This is a genomic window from Enterobacter sp. R-1.6.2, from assembly GCF_035064085.1.
Classification (GTDB): Bacteria; Pseudomonadota; Gammaproteobacteria; order Enterobacterales; family Enterobacteriaceae; genus Enterobacter; species Enterobacter asburiae_B.
In genome coordinates, this window is sequence record NZ_JASEYI010000025.1 from 1 (window position 1) to 18,139 (window position 18,139).

General features: G+C 59.0%; 16 protein-coding genes. 9 read left to right on the forward strand and 7 right to left on the reverse strand.

All coding sequences use genetic code 11. The annotated features are described in order from the left end of the window. Positions 1-112 precede the first annotated feature (112 nt). From phoH to efeU, 4 genes are all read right to left on the reverse strand, one after another. Positions 113-901, reverse strand: a complete 789-nt coding sequence (phoH, locus tag QMN93_RS21160; RefSeq protein WP_024908976.1) for a phosphate starvation-inducible protein PhoH — start codon at positions 899-901, stop codon at positions 113-115. 500 nt (positions 902-1,401) lie between these two features. Next, the gene (efeB, locus tag QMN93_RS21165) at positions 1,402-2,685 is read right to left on the reverse strand and encodes an iron uptake transporter deferrochelatase/peroxidase subunit (RefSeq protein ID WP_033145174.1); all 1,284 of its coding nucleotides are present in this window, start codon (positions 2,683-2,685) and stop codon (positions 1,402-1,404) included. Between the two features lie 5 nt (positions 2,686-2,690). Then, positions 2,691-3,818, reverse strand: a complete 1,128-nt coding sequence (gene efeO, locus QMN93_RS21170) for an iron uptake system protein EfeO (protein ID WP_167818226.1) — start codon at positions 3,816-3,818, stop codon at positions 2,691-2,693. A 40-nt stretch (positions 3,819-3,858) separates the two neighbouring features. Then, on the reverse strand, positions 3,859-4,692 hold the full coding sequence (gene efeU, locus QMN93_RS21175) for an iron uptake transporter permease EfeU (RefSeq protein ID WP_193139018.1): 834 nt from the start codon (positions 4,690-4,692) through the stop codon (positions 3,859-3,861). Between the two features lie 251 nt (positions 4,693-4,943). Here efeU and QMN93_RS21180 point away from each other — a divergent pair, with 251 nt between their 5' ends. After that, complete coding sequence (locus QMN93_RS21180; protein WP_047061548.1) at positions 4,944-6,128, forward strand: NupC/NupG family nucleoside CNT transporter; 1,185 nt, start codon at positions 4,944-4,946, stop codon at positions 6,126-6,128. Between the two features lie 70 nt (positions 6,129-6,198). Here the strand turns inward: QMN93_RS21180 and QMN93_RS21185 are convergent, their stop codons facing one another. Together QMN93_RS21185 and putP are read right to left on the reverse strand one after the other, a co-directional pair. Beyond that, entirely contained in the window at positions 6,199-6,618 is a 420-nt protein-coding gene (locus QMN93_RS21185) for a DUF3574 domain-containing protein (protein WP_028019107.1), read from the reverse strand. A gap of 116 nt (positions 6,619-6,734) precedes the next feature. Then, entirely contained in the window at positions 6,735-8,243 is a 1,509-nt protein-coding gene (gene putP / locus QMN93_RS21190) for a sodium/proline symporter PutP (protein ID WP_039261698.1), read from the reverse strand. Positions 8,244-8,665: 422 nt separating this feature from the next. Here putP and putA point away from each other — a divergent pair, with 422 nt between their 5' ends. Further along, complete coding sequence (putA, locus tag QMN93_RS21195; RefSeq protein WP_039261696.1) at positions 8,666-12,628, forward strand: trifunctional transcriptional regulator/proline dehydrogenase/L-glutamate gamma-semialdehyde dehydrogenase; 3,963 nt, start codon at positions 8,666-8,668, stop codon at positions 12,626-12,628. Positions 12,629-12,679: 51 nt separating this feature from the next. Then, a complete protein-coding gene (locus QMN93_RS21200; protein WP_087822317.1) occupies positions 12,680-13,072 on the forward strand; it encodes a lysozyme inhibitor LprI family protein in 393 nt (130 codons plus the stop codon). A gap of 73 nt (positions 13,073-13,145) precedes the next feature. Here the strand turns inward: QMN93_RS21200 and rutR are convergent, their stop codons facing one another. Beyond that, a complete protein-coding gene (rutR, locus tag QMN93_RS21205) occupies positions 13,146-13,784 on the reverse strand; it encodes an HTH-type transcriptional regulator RutR (protein ID WP_023335217.1) in 639 nt (212 codons plus the stop codon). A gap of 245 nt (positions 13,785-14,029) precedes the next feature. Between rutR and rutA the strand changes: the two genes are divergently transcribed. Genes rutA through rutF form a run of 6 tightly spaced genes read left to right on the forward strand, consistent with a single transcriptional unit; the run spans position 14,030 to position 18,120 of the window. Then, positions 14,030-15,121, forward strand: coding sequence for a pyrimidine utilization protein A (gene rutA, locus QMN93_RS21210; protein WP_023617762.1), 1,092 nt, complete (start codon positions 14,030-14,032; stop codon positions 15,119-15,121). Next, positions 15,121-15,810 carry a pyrimidine utilization protein B gene (rutB, locus tag QMN93_RS21215; RefSeq protein WP_033145167.1) on the forward strand — a complete coding sequence of 230 codons (690 nt, stop codon included), beginning with the start codon at positions 15,121-15,123 and terminating at the stop codon, positions 15,808-15,810. Before rutA ends, rutB begins: the two co-directional genes overlap by 1 nt. 11 nt (positions 15,811-15,821) lie before the next feature. Then, entirely contained in the window at positions 15,822-16,208 is a 387-nt protein-coding gene (rutC, locus tag QMN93_RS21220; protein ID WP_010429508.1) for a pyrimidine utilization protein C, read from the forward strand. Positions 16,209-16,215: 7 nt separating this feature from the next. Then, entirely contained in the window at positions 16,216-17,016 is an 801-nt protein-coding gene (gene rutD / locus QMN93_RS21225; RefSeq protein WP_193139017.1) for a pyrimidine utilization protein D, read from the forward strand. Positions 17,017-17,025: 9 nt separating this feature from the next. Continuing rightward, positions 17,026-17,616, forward strand: coding sequence for a malonic semialdehyde reductase (locus QMN93_RS21230; protein ID WP_047061542.1), 591 nt, complete (start codon positions 17,026-17,028; stop codon positions 17,614-17,616). A gap of 9 nt (positions 17,617-17,625) precedes the next feature. Next, positions 17,626-18,120 (forward strand): NADH-dependent FMN reductase RutF, encoded by a 495-nt coding sequence (rutF, locus tag QMN93_RS21235; RefSeq protein WP_094934936.1) that lies wholly within the window; start codon positions 17,626-17,628, stop codon positions 18,118-18,120. Positions 18,121-18,139 lie beyond the last annotated feature (19 nt).

Sequence of the window (18,139 nt, forward strand, 5' to 3'; positions counted from 1 at the left end):
GCGCTTACCAGGCCTACGGGTATTGTAGGTCGGGTAAGCGCAGCGCCACCCGACAACATGCCTGCACAAAAAACAAAGCCCGGTTTCCCGGGCCTTGAACACAACAGCAAACTCAATAATACGCTTGCAGCGTGCGCTGACAGAGCGCGGAACGCACGCAGTCCTCTTTAGTGAAGCGTACCACCCCAATCATCTCATCTTCCTCAAAACGTGACATGGCGTCGCTCAGCCCGGATTTCACGCCGGATGGCAGGTCACACTGGGTAATATCGCCGTTAACGATAACCGTCACGTTCTCCCCGAGGCGCGTTAAAAACATCTTCATTTGCGCAGCGGTCACGTTCTGAGCCTCGTCAAGAATGACGACCGCATTTTCAAATGTACGTCCGCGCATATAGGCGAACGGCGCGATTTCCACCTTGCCAATCTCTGGTCGCAGGCAGTACTGCATAAAGGATGCACCCAGTCGCTTCACCAGCACGTCATAGACGGGCCTGAAGTACGGAGCAAACTTCTCCGAAATATCTCCGGGCAGGAAGCCGAGATCTTCATCAGCCTGCAGTACAGGACGGGTAACAATAATGCGCTCCACGTCCTTATGGATCAGCGCTTCCGCCGCTTTGGCTGCACTGATCCAGGTTTTCCCGCATCCGGCTTCACCGGTTGCAAAGATGAGCTGTTTACTCTCGATAGCATTCAGGTAGTGCGCCTGAGCCTCATTGCGCGCCACAATTGGAGAATTATCACGGCTGTCTCGGGCCATGCCAATTGCTTCTACGCCACTCATCTGCACAAGCGAGGTGACCGATTCTTCTTCACGCTGTTTATGGCTACGTGAATCCCGTCTCAGCACACGTTTTGCTTCGCGACGAGCTTTGATCACTGCTTTTTGTCTTCCCATGGATAGCACCTTGAGTTGTTGGTATTCATCACACGCGCCAGCTTCGGCACGATTATGCGCACGAACATCAGAGGGTTGGCTTCCTTGTAAGCCATTGCTTGCTTTATCGGATAACGATACGGAACAGCTACGCGCACCGTTCTGCACGTCGGTCGAATCAGATTCTTGAGGAAGGGGGGAGAATTTAGTGGTGAGGAAATCGCTGCCGGAGTCTGAGCCTCCGCGCCGGGTGCTGCGGTTGTTATGTTTACCTTGTCCAGTACAGGACGCAACCATTCGCGATCTCCATAGTGATTCAGCATCACTGCCGGGAACTACCGCTGTCTTATCTTAAGTACATCAGGAGTTATCATAAATGCAACATTTATTTTACCTGAATGCAACTTTTAAGACTGTCCCTACAGGTGAAATCAGTCTCATATAGAAATATTACAGAAATATAACAGGAGGATAGTCATATGAAAAAATAATGTCCCCGCGAACGGTTGCGGGGACAATTATCAGGCTTCAATAAGACCTTGAGCGAGGTATGCGTTCCGATCGCGCACGCCCGGCAGGGCAAAGAAATAGCCGCCGCCGATAGGCTTAATGTACTCTTCCAGCGCTTCGCCGTTGAGCCGCTTCTGCACGGTCAGGAAGCCTTTTTCCAGATCGTGCTGATAGCAGACGAACAGCAGGCCCATATCAAGCTGACCGGCGTTGGTCACGCCGAGCGAATAGCTGTAGCCACGACGCATCATCAGGCTGGACTGCGTCTCTTTGGTGCGCGGATTGGCCAGACGAATGTGGCTGTCCAACGCGATGGTATCGCCATTAGGATCGCTGGCGTAGTCGGGCACGTCATGCTCGTTCTTCATGCCGAGCGGCGCGCCGCTTTGCTTATCGCGACCAAAGATCGTCTGCTGTTCTTTCAGCGGCGTGCGGTCCCAGAACTCCACGTGGAACTGGATAATCCGCACCGCCTGATAGCTGCCGCCCACCGCCCATGCCGGTTCGCCCTGATCCGCCGTCACCCATACCACGTCTTTCATCAACGCCGCATCGCTGCTGTCCGGGTTGGCCGTACCGTCCTTAAAGCCCAGCAGGTTCACCGGGGTCTCTTTCCCTTTGCTGCGGGCAGCGTGGTCCGAGATAAACCCTTCCCGCTTCCAGCGCACGCTCAGCAGATCCGGCGTGTGCTTGATGATATCGCGCAGGGCGTGGATCACCGTGTCCTGAGTATTGGCGCAAATCTGCAGGAGCAGGTCGCCATGACATAGCGCCGCGTCCAGGGAGTCATTCGGGAAACGCGTCATTTTCTGCAGCGCTTTCGGCTTCTGTTTTGCCAGCCCATAGCGCGCGTCAAACAGCGACTCACCCAGCGAAACGGTAATGGTCAGGTTATCCGGGGCGATAAACGGCCCCAGAATGCCGGAGTCCATTGGCGGCAGACGCGGGTTCGGCGTATCGGGCGCCGGTCCACCGGCGGTGAGAAACGCGATGCGCGTCGTCAGCAGGCGGAACAGGCGCTCCAGATCGGCTTTATCGCTGGCCAGCGAATCAAAGGCCACCAGCATCATGGACGCCTGCTGCGGCGTCAGGATGCCCGACTGATGCTCGCCATAAAACGGCTGCGTCTCCATGCGGGCATTGGGTGACAGCGTGCCGGGCGCGCTCTGCGGTTTCGCCGCATGCGCTACCGGACAGCCACCGGCCAGAGCAAGAGCGCCCCCCAGCGCCCCTACTCCTTTTAACAATCGACGACGTGAAGGCTCAACCACATCGTTCTCGTTATGCTTATTCATCGTGCTTAGTCCAGACCCAGTACGCCGCGCAGCAGAGAGAGATCTTCCGCCAGGGCGGTAATCGGGCCTTTCAGCGCGTTACGGTCGGCATCGGTCAGCTTGTCGTAGGTTTCAAACCCGTCTTTGGTACGATACTTCGCCAGAATGGTGTCGACTTTTTTGAAGTTGGCATCCACTTTGGCCAGCAGTTCGCCGTTCTCTTTCTGCAGCTGAGGACGCAGCAGGTTAACAATTTTCTGCGCGCCGTCGACGTTGGCCTGGAAGTCCCACAGATCGGTATGGCTGTAGCGATCTTCTTCGCCGCTGATTTTGCTCGCGGCCACTTCTTCAATCAGACCAGCCGCGCCGCCCACCACTTTTGACGGCGGGAAGGCCAGCTCACTGATGCGCTTTTGCAGCTCCAGCACGTCGCCGTTCAGCTGCGCGGCGTATTTCTCCATCCCTTTGGTAGAGTTGTCGCCAAACAGGGCTTTCTCCAGACGGTGGAAACCGGTGAATTTCGGATCGGCGGCTTTCTGCTCGTAATCATCTTCGCGGGCATCAATGCTGCCATCAAGGTCAGAGAACAGTTCGGCAATCGGCTCGATGCGCTCGTAGTGCTGACGGGTTGGCGCATACAGGGATTTCGCTTTTTCGATATCACCGGCCTTCACCGCATCGGTAAAGGCTTTGGTTGCCGCCGCCAGGTCCGCCGTCTCTTTCGTGACATAGGCTTTGTACGCCGTAATCGCGTCGCCCAGGCTCAGCACCGCAGCACCTTTCGCCGCATCGGCCGTCGCTTCACCTTTGACGATCAGCTTTCCTTTAGGGTTGGTCAGCAGGCCGCAGGTCATCTCATACTCGCCCGGCTGCAGGTTGGCGGTCATCTTCTGGCTGAAGCCAGGGGCGATGTTTTCACGCTCCTCCACCACCAGAACCCCTTTCAGGATCTCCCACTCCAGCGCTTTCTGGCTGTGGTTCTGAATAATAAACTGGGTTTTGCCGCTGTTCACCGTGAGGGTCATCGGCTCACACTGCTTATCATTAACGGTGACTTTAACCTGAGGAACATCCGCGCCCCAGGCGGAGAATGCAGAAGCGAACAGCGCGGCAATGCCTGCGCATAACGCACTACGACGGAACTGAATTGCCATGACTCTTCCCTTTAAAAGTATGTTGTAACTAAAACAAAAATTATGGCGTAACGCGCGACGCCTGTGTGCCGGTACGCGGCGGCATTGCGAACAGCACCAGCGCCGGAACCAGATAAATAAAGTACATCGCCACTTCGCTGACGCTCGGCGTTTCCTGATAGCCGAAGATACCTTCGAGCAGGGTGCCGGTCAGAGAGTGCGTGGAGAGCACGTTGCTGAGGTCGAACGCCACGTCCTGGAAATGGTTCCACAGGCCCGCCTCGTGGAAGGCGCGAATCGCCCCTGCCGCCAGCCCAGCCGCCACCAGCAGAATAAACAGGCTGGTCCACTTGAAGAAGGCGCCCAGGTTCAGGCGAATACCGCCCCAGTAGAGCAGAAAGCCCAGCACAACGGCGGTTGCCAGCCCGAGCATCGCGCCAACCGGCGGCCAGATACCGACATCCTGCTGAAACGCCGCCAGCAGGAAGAAAACGGACTCCAGGCCTTCACGCGCGACGGCAAAAAAGACCATCATGATCAGCGCCCAGCCGTGGTTATTGCCCTTTTGCAGCGCATTATCCACCGCCTGCTCCAGCTGCACCTTCACGTTACGGGAGACTTTACGCATCCAGAACACCATCCACGTGAGGATCACCACCGCAATCACGGCGACGATCCCTTCGAACAGCTCCTGCTCTTTCTGCGGGAACTCCCCGGTGGTTTCGTTGATGAGGATACCGAGGCCCAGACAGAGTGCCGCGGCAAGGAATACCCCGACCCACATGACGCCAATCCAGCGTCCGCGCTGGGTTCGCTTCAGATAACTGGCTATGAGGCTCACGATAAGGGCAGCTTCGAGCCCTTCACGGAACATAATGAGAAATGGAACAAACATGCCGACACCTTAAATGTTTATCGCGGTCAACTGATGCAAAGAAAGGTAAATTCTTGTGATAGTGATTATCATTACGGCGGAAAGAAACACAAGCGAAATGTGTGGTGTTTTGATGACGAGTTGTAAACGCCGAGCCTGGTAATAGTTACATACGTTACGTTCAGGTTTATAAGTTATAACGAAAATGCCCATTTACGCTGGTACGGGGCTGTGGCTAAATATCTGCCTCAAACACCTGGTGAAAATTAATTATGTTTAAAATTGTCCATTTCCTGCTGGCGCTGGTCATTATTCTCGCGCTTGCCTGGCTGGTAAGTTTCGACCGCCGAAAAATTCGCATTCGTTATGTTTTACAGCTGATTGTTATTGAAATTGCGCTGGCGTTCTTTTTCCTGCACGCCGAAAGCGGGTTATTCCTGATTAAATATGTTTCCGGCTTCTTTGAGTCACTGCTGAAATTTGCTTCGGAAGGGACCAATTTCGTCTTTGGCGGAATGGGGGAAAAAGGGCTGGCGTTCATTTTCCTCGGCGTGCTTTGCCCAATTATTTTTATTTCCGCGCTGATTGGTATTCTTCAGCACTGGCGGATCCTGCCGATTTTTATTCGGGTCATCGGCACGCTGCTGTCAAAACTGAACGGTATGGGCAAGCTGGAATCCTTTAACGCGGTGAGCTCGCTGATCCTCGGCCAGTCGGAAAACTTCATTGCCTACAAAGGCGTGCTGGGCGATCTCTCCTCTCGTCGTCTCTTCACCATGGCGGCCACGGCTATGTCGACGGTCTCCCTGTCGATTGTCGGCGCCTATATGACCATGCTCGACGCCAAATTTGTCGTCGCGGCGCTGATTCTGAACATGTTCAGCACCTTTATTATTCTCTCCGTCATCAACCCGGCGCGCCCGGAAGCGGAGCCGGATATCAAGCTGGAAAAACTGCATGAATCGCAGAGCTTCTTCGAAATGCTCGGCGAGTATATTCTGGCCGGTTTTAAGGTGGCGATGATTATTCTGGCCATGCTGATTGGCTTTATCGCCCTTATTAGCGCCATTAACGCCCTCTTCTCCAGCGTATTTGGCATGAGCTTCCAGCAGATCCTGGGCTATGTATTTTATCCCCTGGCGTGGCTGGTGGGTATTCCGCTGAGTGATGCCTTAAACGCGGGCAGTATTATGGCGACCAAGCTGGTGGCGAATGAATTTGTGGCGATGATTGAGCTGCAAAAAATCGCGCATCAGATGTCCCCGCGCGGGCTGGGCATTTTATCCGTCTTCCTGGTGTCCTTCGCGAACTTCGCGTCCATCGGCATTGTGGCCGGGGCGATAAAGGGCCTTAACGAGCAGCAGGGGAATGTGGTGTCGCGGTTTGGTCTGCGTCTGGTGTACGGCGCGACGCTGGTGAGCCTGCTGTCGGCGAGCTTTGCGGGGCTGGTGCTCTGATGCAATACCGGGTGGCGCTTCGCTTACCCGGCCTACAAAACAACAACGGCGGGATTTCCCGCCGTTTTTATTAGAACTGCACGCACACCGGCTGGTCGACGCGCATCACCGACTCCTGCGCGAAGCGTGATTTATAAATCCCGCGTAACGCTTCGATGTTCTTCTCGCTCTGTGCATCTTTACCGTGGATCAGCATCAACGCTTTGCTGGGTTCACGCGCCACTTTCCCGTCGTTCCCCAGCCACTGCCCGCGCGCGTCAAACACCGTTAAGCCATCGCGGAAACGCGGCGTCACGTCCTGGTCAACAAACTGCTGCCACTCGTTGCTGGTGATTTGCGCCCCGGCAGGACGATTTAAGCCGAAATAGAGCGTGGTTTGCTGCATCTGGTTATCCGCTTTGCAGGTCTCTACAGCCGCGTGTTGCGATGGCGCCGTGCAGCCAGCTAGCATCAATAGTGCCGCTGCCATTACCCCTGTTTTGATTGTCATGCTTCGCTATCCTCATTGTTATAAGCACAGGGATATCACAGGAAATTACGGATTTTGGCAAGAAAAAAGCCGGGTGCGCTTGCGCTCACCCGGCCTGCATTGTGCTGCGAGAAAAATTATTCTGCCTGGAGCTTAGACGGCGGCGCAGTGTGGTAATGCGCGTCGGCTTCAGCAAAGCGTTTCTGCATGGAGGCAGACGGGGCTTTACCCAGCAGGCTGAACACCACGATGCCGATGCTGCCGAAGATGAAGCCCGGAATGATTTCGTACAGGCCCAGCCACGCGAACTGTTTCCAGACGATAACGGTCAGCGCACCGATGATCATCCCCGCCAGCGCGCCGTTACGGGTCATACGTGACCACATGACGGAGAACAGCACTACCGGACCAAACGCCGCACCGAAGCCCGCCCACGCGTAGCTCACGAGGCCCAGCACGCGGTTTTCCGGGTTGGCCGCCAGCGCGATGGCAATCAGCGCCACCAGCAGCACCATAAAGCGCCCTACCCACACCAGCTCTTTCTGGCTCGCATTTTTACGCAGGAAGGCTTTGTAAAGGTCTTCGGTGATCGCACTGGAGCAAACCAGCAGCTGACAGCTCAGGGTGGACATCACCGCCGCCAGGATTGCGGAGAGCAGAATACCGGCAATCCACGGGTTAAACAGAATTTGCGCCAGCTCGATGAACACGCGCTCGGCGTTCTGGTTGACCGCGCCCGCCTGCGCCGGGTTGTTGTTGAAGTACGCGATGCCGAAGAAGCCGACCGCACACGCCCCTGCCAGACACAGGATCATCCACGTCATGCTGATGCGACGGGCATGAACGATGGTGTGGTGGGAATCCGCCGCCATAAAGCGCGCCAGGATATGCGGCTGACCGAAGTAGCCCAGACCCCAGCCCATCAGCGAGACGATGGCCACGAAGTTCAGCCCTTTCAGCATGTCGACGTTTTCGATGCTCTTCTGCTTGATCACTTCCAGCGATTCGCCAAAGCCGCCAACGGTGAAAATCACAATCACCGGAGTCAGGATCAGGGCGAAGATCATCAGGCTCGCCTGCACGGTGTCGGTCCAGCTTACCGCCAGGAATCCGCCCACGAAGGTATAGAGGATGGTCGCCGCCGCACCGGCCCACAGGGCGGTTTCGTAGCTCATGCCGAAGGTGCTTTCGAACAGACGCGCGCCGGCCACGATGCCGGAGGCACAGTAGATGGTGAAGAACAGCAGGATAACTACCGCAGAGATAATGCGCAGGATGCGGCTGTTATCTTCAAAACGTCCGGTGAAGTAATCCGGCAGCGTCAGGGCGTTGTTGTTGGCCTCGGTATGCACGCGCAGACGGCCTGCCACCAGCTTCCAGTTGATCCATGCGCCGACGGTCAGGCCGATGGCGATCCAGCTTTCCGAGATACCGGAGATAAAAATCGCGCCGGGCAGCCCCATCAGCAGCCAGCCGCTCATGTCGGAGGCGCCCGCAGAGAGTGCGGTCACCATCGGGCCTAAACTGCGTCCGCCCAGAATGTAGTCGTCAAAGTTCTTTGTAGAACGCCACGCCAAAAACCCTATCAGGATCATGCCAAAAATATAAACGAGAAATGTCACCAGCATCGGTGTGCTAATAGCCATTCAAATTCTCCAAAATGTCGAGCGACAACCATCCGGGCTGCCTTGTTATATGATCACCGGAACGAGGTGAATGTATCTTGTGTTTCGGTTGGGCGCGCTATCCTGCCGTATGCGCCTTCCGCTGACAAACGATTTAACACTGCATTTACATCAATTTCATCCCCGGTTGGATACGAGTTTCCTATAGGTTGCACTCGCTCACGCTTTTGCGGGTTGCACCTTTGAAAAGTGTTAACTACCGCATAAAACCAGGCCTCCTGCACAAAAGCCAGTGCGTTTTTCCAGCTAACCATTCGTTAACAATCCATTCATTTTCCGGGTTGCAAACCAGGTCACATTTAACACGGTTGCACAAAGTTGCAACATGGTGGATATTTCACGCTATCAACAGAACGCTATTACAGAACAACAGGAGCTTTGGCATGGGTATGACCACCATGGGGGTTAAGCTGGATGACGCAACCCGCGAACGGATTAAGACCGCAGCAACCCGCATTGACCGCACGCCGCACTGGTTAATTAAGCAGGCGATTTTTAACTATCTCGAAAGACTCGAGAGCGATGAGGGCCTGCCGGAGCTGCCTGCCCTGCTGGCCGGCGCGGCGAATGAAAGCGAAGAAGCCCCGGCCGCTGGCGACGAGAACCATCAGCCGTTCCTCGAATTCGCCGAGCAGATCCTGCCGCAGTCCGTCAGCCGTGCCGCCATTACCGGCGCCTACCGCCGTGCCGAAACCGACGCCGTGCCGATGCTGCTGGAGCAGGCTCGCCTGCCGGAAGCCATTGCCGCACAGGCGCACAGCCTGGCGTATCAGTTAGCCGACAAGCTGCGCAACCAGAAAACCGCCACCGGCCGCGCCGGGATGGTTCAGGGTCTGCTGCAGGAGTTTTCCCTCTCCTCTCAGGAAGGCGTGGCGCTGATGTGCCTCGCGGAAGCGCTGCTGCGTATTCCGGATAAAGCCACCCGCGACGCGCTGATCCGCGACAAGATCAGCAACGGCAACTGGCATTCCCACATTGGCCGCAGTCCGTCGCTGTTCGTCAACGCGGCAACCTGGGGCCTGCTGTTTACCGGCAAACTGGTCTCCACCCATAACGAAGCCAACCTCTCCCGCTCCCTGAACCGCATCATCGGCAAGAGCGGCGAGCCGCTGATCCGCAAAGGCGTGGACATGGCGATGCGTCTGATGGGCGAGCAGTTTGTCACCGGGGAAACCATTGCCGAAGCGCTGGCGAACGCCCGCAAGCTGGAAGATAAAGGTTTCCGCTACTCGTACGACATGCTGGGCGAAGCGGCCCTGACCGCCGCCGACGCGCAGGCCTACATGGTTTCTTACCAGCAGGCGATCCACGCCATTGGTAAAGCGTCCAACGGTCGCGGTATTTATGAAGGCCCGGGCATCTCCATTAAGCTCTCCGCCCTGCACCCGCGCTACAGTCGCGCGCAGTACGACCGGGTGATGGAAGAACTCTACCCGCGCCTGAAGTCCCTGACCCTGCTGGCGCGCCAGTATGACATCGGCATTAACATCGACGCCGAAGAGGCCGACCGTCTGGAGATCTCCCTCGATCTGCTGGAAAAACTGTGCTTCGAGCCGGAGCTGGCAGGCTGGAACGGCATTGGCTTCGTTATCCAGGCCTACCAGAAGCGCTGCCCGTTCGTCATTGATTACCTGATTGACCTGGCAAGCCGCAGCCGCCGTCGCCTGATGATCCGTCTGGTGAAAGGCGCCTACTGGGACAGCGAAATCAAACGCGCCCAGATGGAAGGGCTGGAAGGCTATCCGGTCTATACCCGCAAGGTTTACACCGACGTCTCTTACCTCGCCTGTGCGAAAAAGCTGCTCGGCGTGCCGAACCTGATCTATCCACAGTTCGCTACCCACAACGCCCACACCCTGGCGGCGATCTACAGCCTGGCCGGGCAAAACTACTATCCGGGCCAGTACGAGTTCCAGTGCCTGCACGGCATGGGTGAACCGCTGTACGAGCAGGTCACCGGTAAAGTGGCGGACGGCAAGCTGAACCGCCCATGCCGAATCTATGCTCCGGTGGGAACGCACGAAACCCTGCTGGCGTACCTGGTGCGTCGTCTGCTGGAAAACGGCGCGAACACCTCCTTCGTTAACCGCATCGCCGACACCACGCTGCCGCTGGACGAACTGGTGGCCGACCCGGTGCAGGCCGTTGAGAAGATGGCGGCGCAGGAAGGCCAGGTTGGCCTGCCGCATCCGAAGATTGCCCTGCCGCGCGAGCTGTACGGCAAAGGCCGCGTCAACTCGGCGGGTCTGGATCTCGCCAACGAACACCGTCTTGCGTCCCTCTCCTCTGCCCTGCTCAACAGCGCGCTGCAGAAGTGGCAGGCCAAACCGATGCTGGAGCAGCCCGTTGCAGACGGCGAAATGCAGCCGGTGATCAACCCGGCCGAGCCGAAGGATATCGTCGGCTACGCGCGTGAAGCGACCGAAGCGGAAGTGGATCAGGCGCTGGACAGCGCGGTGAACAACGCCCCTATCTGGTTTGCCACGCCGCCGCAGGAGCGCGCCGCGATTCTGGAGCGCGCGGCGGTGCTGATGGAAGATCAGATGCAGTCGCTCATCGGCATTCTGGTGCGCGAAGCGGGCAAAACCTTCAGCAACGCCATTGCCGAAGTGCGCGAGGCCGTCGACTTCCTGCACTACTACGCCGGTCAGGTGCGCGATGATTTCGATAACGAAACCCACCGTCCGCTGGGTCCGGTCGTCTGTATCAGCCCGTGGAACTTCCCGCTGGCGATCTTCACCGGCCAGATTGCCGCCGCGCTGGCCGCAGGCAACAGCGTGCTGGCAAAACCGGCAGAGCAGACCCCGCTGATTGCCGCGCAGGGCATCAACATTCTTCTCGAAGCCGGCGTGCCGGCGGGCGTGGTTCAGCTGCTGCCGGGCCGCGGTGAAACCGTCGGTGCCAAACTGACCTCCGACAACCGCGTGCGCGGCGTGATGTTCACCGGTTCGACCGAAGTAGCGTCTCTGCTGCAGCGCAACATTGCCACCCGTCTGGATGCGCAGGGCCGCCCTACGCCGCTCATCGCGGAAACCGGCGGGATGAACGCCATGATCGTAGACTCCTCTGCCCTTACCGAGCAGGTGGTGGTCGACGTGCTGGCCTCCGCGTTCGACAGCGCCGGTCAGCGCTGCTCCGCCCTGCGCGTGCTGTGCCTGCAGGACGACGTGGCGGACCACACGCTGAAGATGCTGCGCGGCGCGATGGCCGAATGCCGCATGGGCAACCCGGGCCGTCTCACCACCGACATCGGGCCGGTGATCGACGCGGAAGCCAAAGCCAACATCGAAAACCACATTCAGACCATGCGCGCGAAAGGCCGTCCGGTGTTCCAGGCGGTGCGCGAGAACAGCGAAGATGCCCGCGAATGGCGGACCGGCACCTTTGTGCCGCCAACGCTGATTGAGCTGGCAAGCTTCGACGAGCTGAAAAAAGAGGTCTTCGGCCCGGTGCTGCACGTGGTGCGCTACAACCGTAACAACCTGAACGAGCTGGTTGAGCAGATCAACGCCTCCGGCTATGGCCTGACACTCGGCGTGCATACCCGTATCGACGAGACTATCGCGCAGGTCACCGGCAGCGCCAAAGTGGGCAACCTGTACGTTAACCGCAACATGGTTGGCGCGGTCGTGGGCGTGCAGCCGTTCGGCGGCGAAGGCCTTTCCGGCACCGGTCCGAAAGCGGGCGGTCCGCTCTACCTGTACCGTCTGCTGGCGAACCGTCCGGAGAACGCCCTGGGCGTCACCCTGGCACGCCAGGATGCGGACTATCCGGTGGATGCGCAGCTGAAAACCGTGCTGACCCAGCCGCTGGAGGCGCTCATTACATGGGCAGAAAAACGTCCTGAACTGCGTGCCGTCGCGAAGCAGTACGGCGAGCTGGCGCAGGCGGGCACGCAGCGTCTGCTGCCGGGGCCAACCGGCGAGCGCAACACCTGGACGCTGATGCCGCGCGAGCGCGTGCTGTGCGTGGCCGATAACGAGCAGGACGCGCTGGTGCAGCTGGCCGCCGCCATGGCAACCGGCTGTGAAGTGCTGTGGCCGGAAGATGCCCTGCATCGCGATCTCGCCAAACAGCTGCCGAAGGCGGTCTCGGCCCGCATTCGCTTCGCGAAAGCCGATAGCCTGCTGACCCAGCCGTTTGATGCGGTGATCTACCACGGTGATTCCGATCAGCTGCGCGAACTGTGCGAGCAGGTTGCGGCCCGCAGCGGCGCCATCGTTTCCGTGCAGGGCTTTGCGCGCGGGGAAACCAACCTGCTGCTGGAGCGTCTGTACGTGGAGCGCTCGCTCAGCGTCAACACCGCGGCGGCAGGCGGTAATGCCAGCCTGATGACAATAGGCTAACGCTGTGCTAATAAGGCTCCGGAGACGGAGCCTTATTTTATTGGGGAGTATATGAAACGATATCTTATCGCCAGTGCGGCACTGCTGCTGAGCGCCAGCGCGCTGGCCGACGAGTGCGACAACGCGACCACCCAGCTTGAACTGAATACCTGTAGCGCGCAGCAGTACCAGGCTGCCGATAAAAAACTCAACCAGACGTATCAGGCCGCCATCAAACGCGCGGCAGCTCCTCAGCGCGACCTGCTGAAAAAAGCGCAGCAGGCGTGGATTACCCTGCGCGATGCGGACTGCGCGTTTATCGGTTCGGGGACGGAAGGCGGGAGCGTCCAGCCAATGATTGTTAACCAGTGTCTGGCGGAGAAAACCGTGGAGCGAGAAGCGTTTCTGGCCTCGCTGATGCAGTGTGAAGAGGGCGACTTAAGCTGCCCTCTCCCGCCGGGCTGAGGGATCCCCACAAAATAATACCTGCGCGGACGACCCCCTCTCCCTTGAGGGAGAGGGCTGGGGTGAGGGGGAACTAGCGTAAGCGGATCCCTTCGATAATCATCCGCTGCACGTTTTCCAGGGTGCTGTGGAAAAACGCCTCGTCCTGGAGCGTTTTACCGGTCACCGCCTCAACCTGGGCCGCAAAGTCAGCGTAATGCTGGGTGGAGGCCCAGATCATAAAGATCAGATGATGCGGGTCGACCGGGGCCAGCTTTCCGCTGGCGACCCATCCGGCAATAATGGCCGACTTATCGTCCACCAGCTGTTTTAGATCGCCGGTTAATTCCGCCTGCAGCAGCGGCGCGCCCTGCAGCATCTCAAGACAAAACAGTCGCGACGCCTGCGGGTAATCGCGCGACACCTCCAGCTTCAGGCGAATGTACTCTTTGATCGCCACCAGCGGGGCCAGCTCCGCGCGGAACGCTTTGAGGGGCGCCAGCCAGATATCGAGGATCTGCTGCATCACCGCGATATAGAGCGCCTCTTTCGACGGGTAGTAGTAAAGCAGATTGGTTTTGGATACGCCGGACTGCTCCGCCACCTGCTCCAGGCGCGTGCCGTGAATACCAAACTGCGAAAAAGTCTCCAGCGCCGCGCTGAGGATCGCCTGCTTCTTGGCGCTCACCGCCTGCGAACGTTTACCTGGTGTTTTCACTGCGCCTTGTGCCATTCCCGCTCTCCTTATTCTGCGTTGCCCTCAGCATAGCAAAACCCCCGACTCGCCACGACATCCTGCACTCCGATCGCGCATGAATGCCTGTTTTCTGTGCAATGTTTTTGACCAGTTAGTCCACATTTAGCTGCATCAATCCACCAACTTCTGATTAACACATTAATAACACAGCCATTTTCAAAACTGGCACCGCCTTTGCAAAAACACCGATACACCTGCGACGTAATGAAGAGAGGTTCGTGATGAAAATTGGCGTATTTGTACCCATCGGCAACAACGGCTGGCTTATCTCGACCACTGCACCGCAATACATGCCGACCTTTGAGCTCAATAAAGCCATCGTGCAGAAAGCAGAGCATTACCATTTCGACTTTGCGCTTTCGATGATCAAGCTGCGCGGCTTTGGCGGCAAAACCGAATTCTGGGACCACAACCTGGAGTCCTTTACCCTGATGGCCGGGCTGGCCGCGGTCACCTCGCGGATCCAAATCTACGCCACCGCCGCCACGCTCACCCTGCCCCCGGCGATCGTCGCGCGCATGGCCTCCACCATCGACTCCATCTCCGGCGGGCGTTTTGGCGTCAACCTGGTCACCGGCTGGCAAAAACCGGAGTACGAGCAGATGGGGCTCTGGCCGGGTGACGACTACTTCTCGCGTCGCTACGACTACCTGACCGAATACGTGCAGGTGCTGCGCGACCTGTGGGGGACCGGCAAAAGCGATTTCAAGGGCGATTTCTTCACCATGAACGACTGCCGCGTCAGCCCGCAGCCGTCGGTGCCGATGAAGGTGATCTGCGCCGGGCAGAGCGACGCGGGGATGGAGTTTTCCGCGAAATACGCCGACTTCAACTTCTGCTTCGGTAAAGGCGTGAACACGCCTGCCGCCTTCGCCCCGACCGCCGCGCGCATGAAAGAGGCCGCCGACAAAACCGGGCGCGACGTGGGCTCCTACGTGCTGTTTATGGTGATCGCCGACGAGACCGACGACGCCGCGCGCGCCAAATGGGAGCGCTATAAGGACGGCGCCGACGAGGAGGCCCTGAGCTGGCTCACCGAACAGAGCCAGAAGGATACCCGCTCCGGGGCGGATACCAACGTTCGCCAGATGGCCGACCCGACCTCCGCCGTCAATATCAACATGGGCACGCTGGTCGGCTCGTACGCCAGCGTCGCCAGAATGCTGGACGAAGTGGCGGCCGTGCCCGGTGCGGAAGGCGTCCTGCTGACCTTCGACGATTTCCTCACCGGCGTGGAGACCTTCGGCGAGCGCATCCAGCCGCTGATGCAGTGCCGCGCCCACATCCCTGCCGTCACGAAGGAGGTAGCGTAATGACGACCCTTAACGCACGCCCGGAAGCCATCACCTTCGCGCCGCAGCAGAGCGCGCTGATCGTGGTGGACATGCAAAACGCCTACGCCAGCCAGGGCGGTTATCTGGATCTGGCTGGGTTCGACGTCTCCGCCACCCGGCCGGTGATCGAGAACATTAAAACTGCCGTCGCCGCCGCGCGCGCCGCGGGCATGCTCATCATCTGGTTCCAGAACGGCTGGGATGACCAGTACGTCGAGGCAGGCGGCCCCGGCTCGCCCAACTTCCACAAGTCGAACGCCCTGAAAACCATGCGTAAACGGCCCGAACTGCAGGGCAAGCTGCTGGCGAAAGGCGGCTGGGACTATCAGCTGGTGGATGAGCTGGTACCGCAGGCGGGCGATATTGTTCTGCCCAAACCGCGCTACAGCGGCTTTTTCAACACCCCGCTCGACAGCCTGCTGCGCAGCCGGGGCATTCGTCATCTGGTGTTCACCGGCATCGCCACCAACGTCTGCGTGGAGTCGACCCTGCGCGACGGCTTTTTCCTCGAGTATTTTGGCGTGGTTCTGGAAGACGCGACCCACCAGGCCGGGCCGGAATTCGCCCAGAAGGCGGCCCTGTTCAACATCGAAACCTTTTTTGGCTGGGTCAGTAACGTCAATGATTTCTGCGACGCCCTGACTCCCCCGCTCGCCCGTATCGCCTGAGGAGACATCTGATGCCGAAATCCGTGATTATTCCGCCGGGCACCAGCACGCCCATTGCCCCGTTTGTGCCCGGCACCCTCGCCGACGGCGTGGTGTATGTCTCCGGCACGCTGCCGTTTGATAAAGACAACAACGTGGTGTTTATCAACGACCCAAAGGCGCAAACCCGCCACGTGCTGGAGACGATCAAAACCGTGATCGAAACGGCGGGTGGCACGATGGAGGATGTGACCTTCAACAGCATCTTTATCACCGACTGGAAAAACTACGCCGCGATTAACGAGATCTACGCCGAGTTCTTCCCCGGCGATAAACCGGCGCGGTTCTGCATTCAGTGCGGGCTGGTGAAGCCAGAGGCGCTGGTTGAGATCGCCACCGTTGCGCACATCGCGAAGTGAGGCAGGTATGAAACTTTCCGTCTCGCCACCCCCGTACGAGGGCGCGCCCGTGGTGGTTTTTATTTCCGGTCTCGGCGGCAGCGGCAGCTACTGGCTGCCCCAGCTGGCCGCGCTGGAGCCGGAGTATCAGGTGGTGTGCTATGACCAGCGGGGAACGGGCAATAACCCCGCCACCCTGCCGGAAGGGTACAGCCTTGCGCAGATGGCGGACGAGCTGGCCCAGGCGCTGGCTGAAGCCGGGATTGTCCGCTACAGCGTCGTGGGTCACGCGCTGGGGGCGCTGGTCGGCCTGCAGCTGGCCCTCGACAGGCCCGACGCCCTCACCGCGCTGGTGTGCGTCAACGGCTGGTTGACCCTCAACGCCCACACCCGCCGCTGCTTTCAGATCCGCGAGCGCCTGCTGCATTACGGCGGCGCACAGGCGTGGGTCGAGGCGCAGCCGCTGTTTCTCTACCCGGCGGACTGGATGGCCGCCCGCGCGCCCCGTCTGGAGGCCGAAGAAGCGCTGGCGCTGGCCCATTTCCAGGGTAAAACCAACCTGCTGCACAGGCTCAGCGCCCTGAAAAAGGCCGACTTCAGCCGCCATGCCGCGCGCATTCGCTGCCCGGTACAGATTATCTGTTCTGCCGACGACATGCTGGTGCCCTCCGTCTGCTCGTCGGAACTGCAGGCGGCGATCCCGCACAGCCGCAGCGTGGTGATGCGCCAGGGCGGGCATGCCTGCAACGTCACCGAGCCGGATACCTTCAACACCCTGCTGCTGAACGGGCTGGCCAGCCTGCTGCACAGCCCGGAACCCGCTTTATAAGGAGCTTTAATGAGCGAAGCCATTACCCCCGCCGCGCTGGAAACGCTGTTCACCGGCGCGCGCACCCATAACGGCTGGCAGGATATGCCCGTCAGCGACGAAACGCTGCGCGAAATCTACAACCTGATGAAATGGGGGCCCACGTCCGCCAACTGCTCCCCGGCGCGAATTGTGTTTGTGCGAAGCGCGGAGGGAAAAGAGAAGCTGCGCCCGGCGCTCTCCAGCGGCAACCTCGAGAAAACGCTCACCGCCCCGGTCACGGCGATTGTCGCCTGGGACGGTGAATTCTACGAGCGCCTGCCTGAACTGTTCCCGCACGGCGATGCAAAGAGCTGGTTCACCACCAGCCCCGCGCATGCGGAAGAGACCGCCTTTCGCAACAGTTCAATGCAGGCCGCTTACCTGATTTTCGCCTGTCGCGCCCTGGGGCTGGACACCGGCCCGATGTCGGGATTTGACCGCCAAAAGGTCGACGAAGCCTTTTTCACCGGCACGACGCTTAAAAGCAATCTGCTGATCAACATTGGCTACGGCGATACCCGCAAACTTTACGGGCGCCTGCCGCGTCTGGACTTTGACGATGCCTGCGGGCTGGCGTAAGGAGCGATGATGACATCACCGGATAAACAAACCTTTCGCGACGCCATGGCCTGCGTTGGCGCGGCGGTCAACATCATCACCACCGACGGCCCGGCGGGGATAGCAGGCTTCACCGCCAGCGCGGTGTGCAGCGTCACGGATTCACCGCCCACCCTGCTGGTGTGCCTGAACCGCGGTGCGTCCGTCTGGCCAACGTTTAGCGAAAACCGCACCCTTTGCGTGAATACCCTGAGCGCCGGACAGGAGCCTTTATCTAACCTGTTTGGCGGTAAAACGCCGATGGCGGAACGCTTTGCCGCCGCCCGCTGGCAGACGGGCGACACGGGCTGTCCGCGTCTGGAAGATGCGCTGGCCTCGTTTGACTGCCGCATCAGCCAGGTGGTGAGCGTCGGCACCCACGACATTCTGTTTTGCGACATTATTTCGATTATTCGCCACCCCGCGCCGCAAGGGCTGGTGTGGTTTGACCGCGGCTACCACGCGCTTATGCGACCCGCCTGTTAACCCGCCTTAAGGAGACAGA

Excerpts from the sequence above, each read along its gene's own strand:
- rutD (WP_193139017.1), top strand. The coding sequence starts at position 16,216 with ATGAAACTTTCCGTCTCGCCACCCCCGTACGAGGGCGCGCCCGTGGTG.
- efeU (WP_193139018.1), bottom strand. The coding sequence starts at position 4,692 with ATGTTTGTTCCATTTCTCATTATGTTCCGTGAAGGGCTCGAAGCTGCC.
- putP (WP_039261698.1), bottom strand. The coding sequence starts at position 8,243 with ATGGCTATTAGCACACCGATGCTGGTGACATTTCTCGTTTATATTTTT.
- rutR (WP_023335217.1), bottom strand. The coding sequence starts at position 13,784 with ATGGCACAAGGCGCAGTGAAAACACCAGGTAAACGTTCGCAGGCGGTG.
- QMN93_RS21185 (WP_028019107.1), bottom strand. The coding sequence starts at position 6,618 with ATGACAATCAAAACAGGGGTAATGGCAGCGGCACTATTGATGCTAGCT.
- QMN93_RS21230 (WP_047061542.1), top strand. The coding sequence starts at position 17,026 with ATGAGCGAAGCCATTACCCCCGCCGCGCTGGAAACGCTGTTCACCGGC.
- putA (WP_039261696.1), top strand. The coding sequence starts at position 8,666 with ATGGGTATGACCACCATGGGGGTTAAGCTGGATGACGCAACCCGCGAA.
- phoH (WP_024908976.1), bottom strand. The coding sequence starts at position 901 with ATGGGAAGACAAAAAGCAGTGATCAAAGCTCGTCGCGAAGCAAAACGT.
- efeB (WP_033145174.1), bottom strand. The coding sequence starts at position 2,685 with ATGAATAAGCATAACGAGAACGATGTGGTTGAGCCTTCACGTCGTCGA.
- rutF (WP_094934936.1), top strand. The coding sequence starts at position 17,626 with ATGACATCACCGGATAAACAAACCTTTCGCGACGCCATGGCCTGCGTT.
- QMN93_RS21180 (WP_047061548.1), top strand. The coding sequence starts at position 4,944 with ATGTTTAAAATTGTCCATTTCCTGCTGGCGCTGGTCATTATTCTCGCG.
- efeO (WP_167818226.1), bottom strand. The coding sequence starts at position 3,818 with ATGGCAATTCAGTTCCGTCGTAGTGCGTTATGCGCAGGCATTGCCGCG.
- rutB (WP_033145167.1), top strand. The coding sequence starts at position 15,121 with ATGACGACCCTTAACGCACGCCCGGAAGCCATCACCTTCGCGCCGCAG.
- QMN93_RS21200 (WP_087822317.1), top strand. The coding sequence starts at position 12,680 with ATGAAACGATATCTTATCGCCAGTGCGGCACTGCTGCTGAGCGCCAGC.
- rutA (WP_023617762.1), top strand. The coding sequence starts at position 14,030 with ATGAAAATTGGCGTATTTGTACCCATCGGCAACAACGGCTGGCTTATC.
- rutC (WP_010429508.1), top strand. The coding sequence starts at position 15,822 with ATGCCGAAATCCGTGATTATTCCGCCGGGCACCAGCACGCCCATTGCC.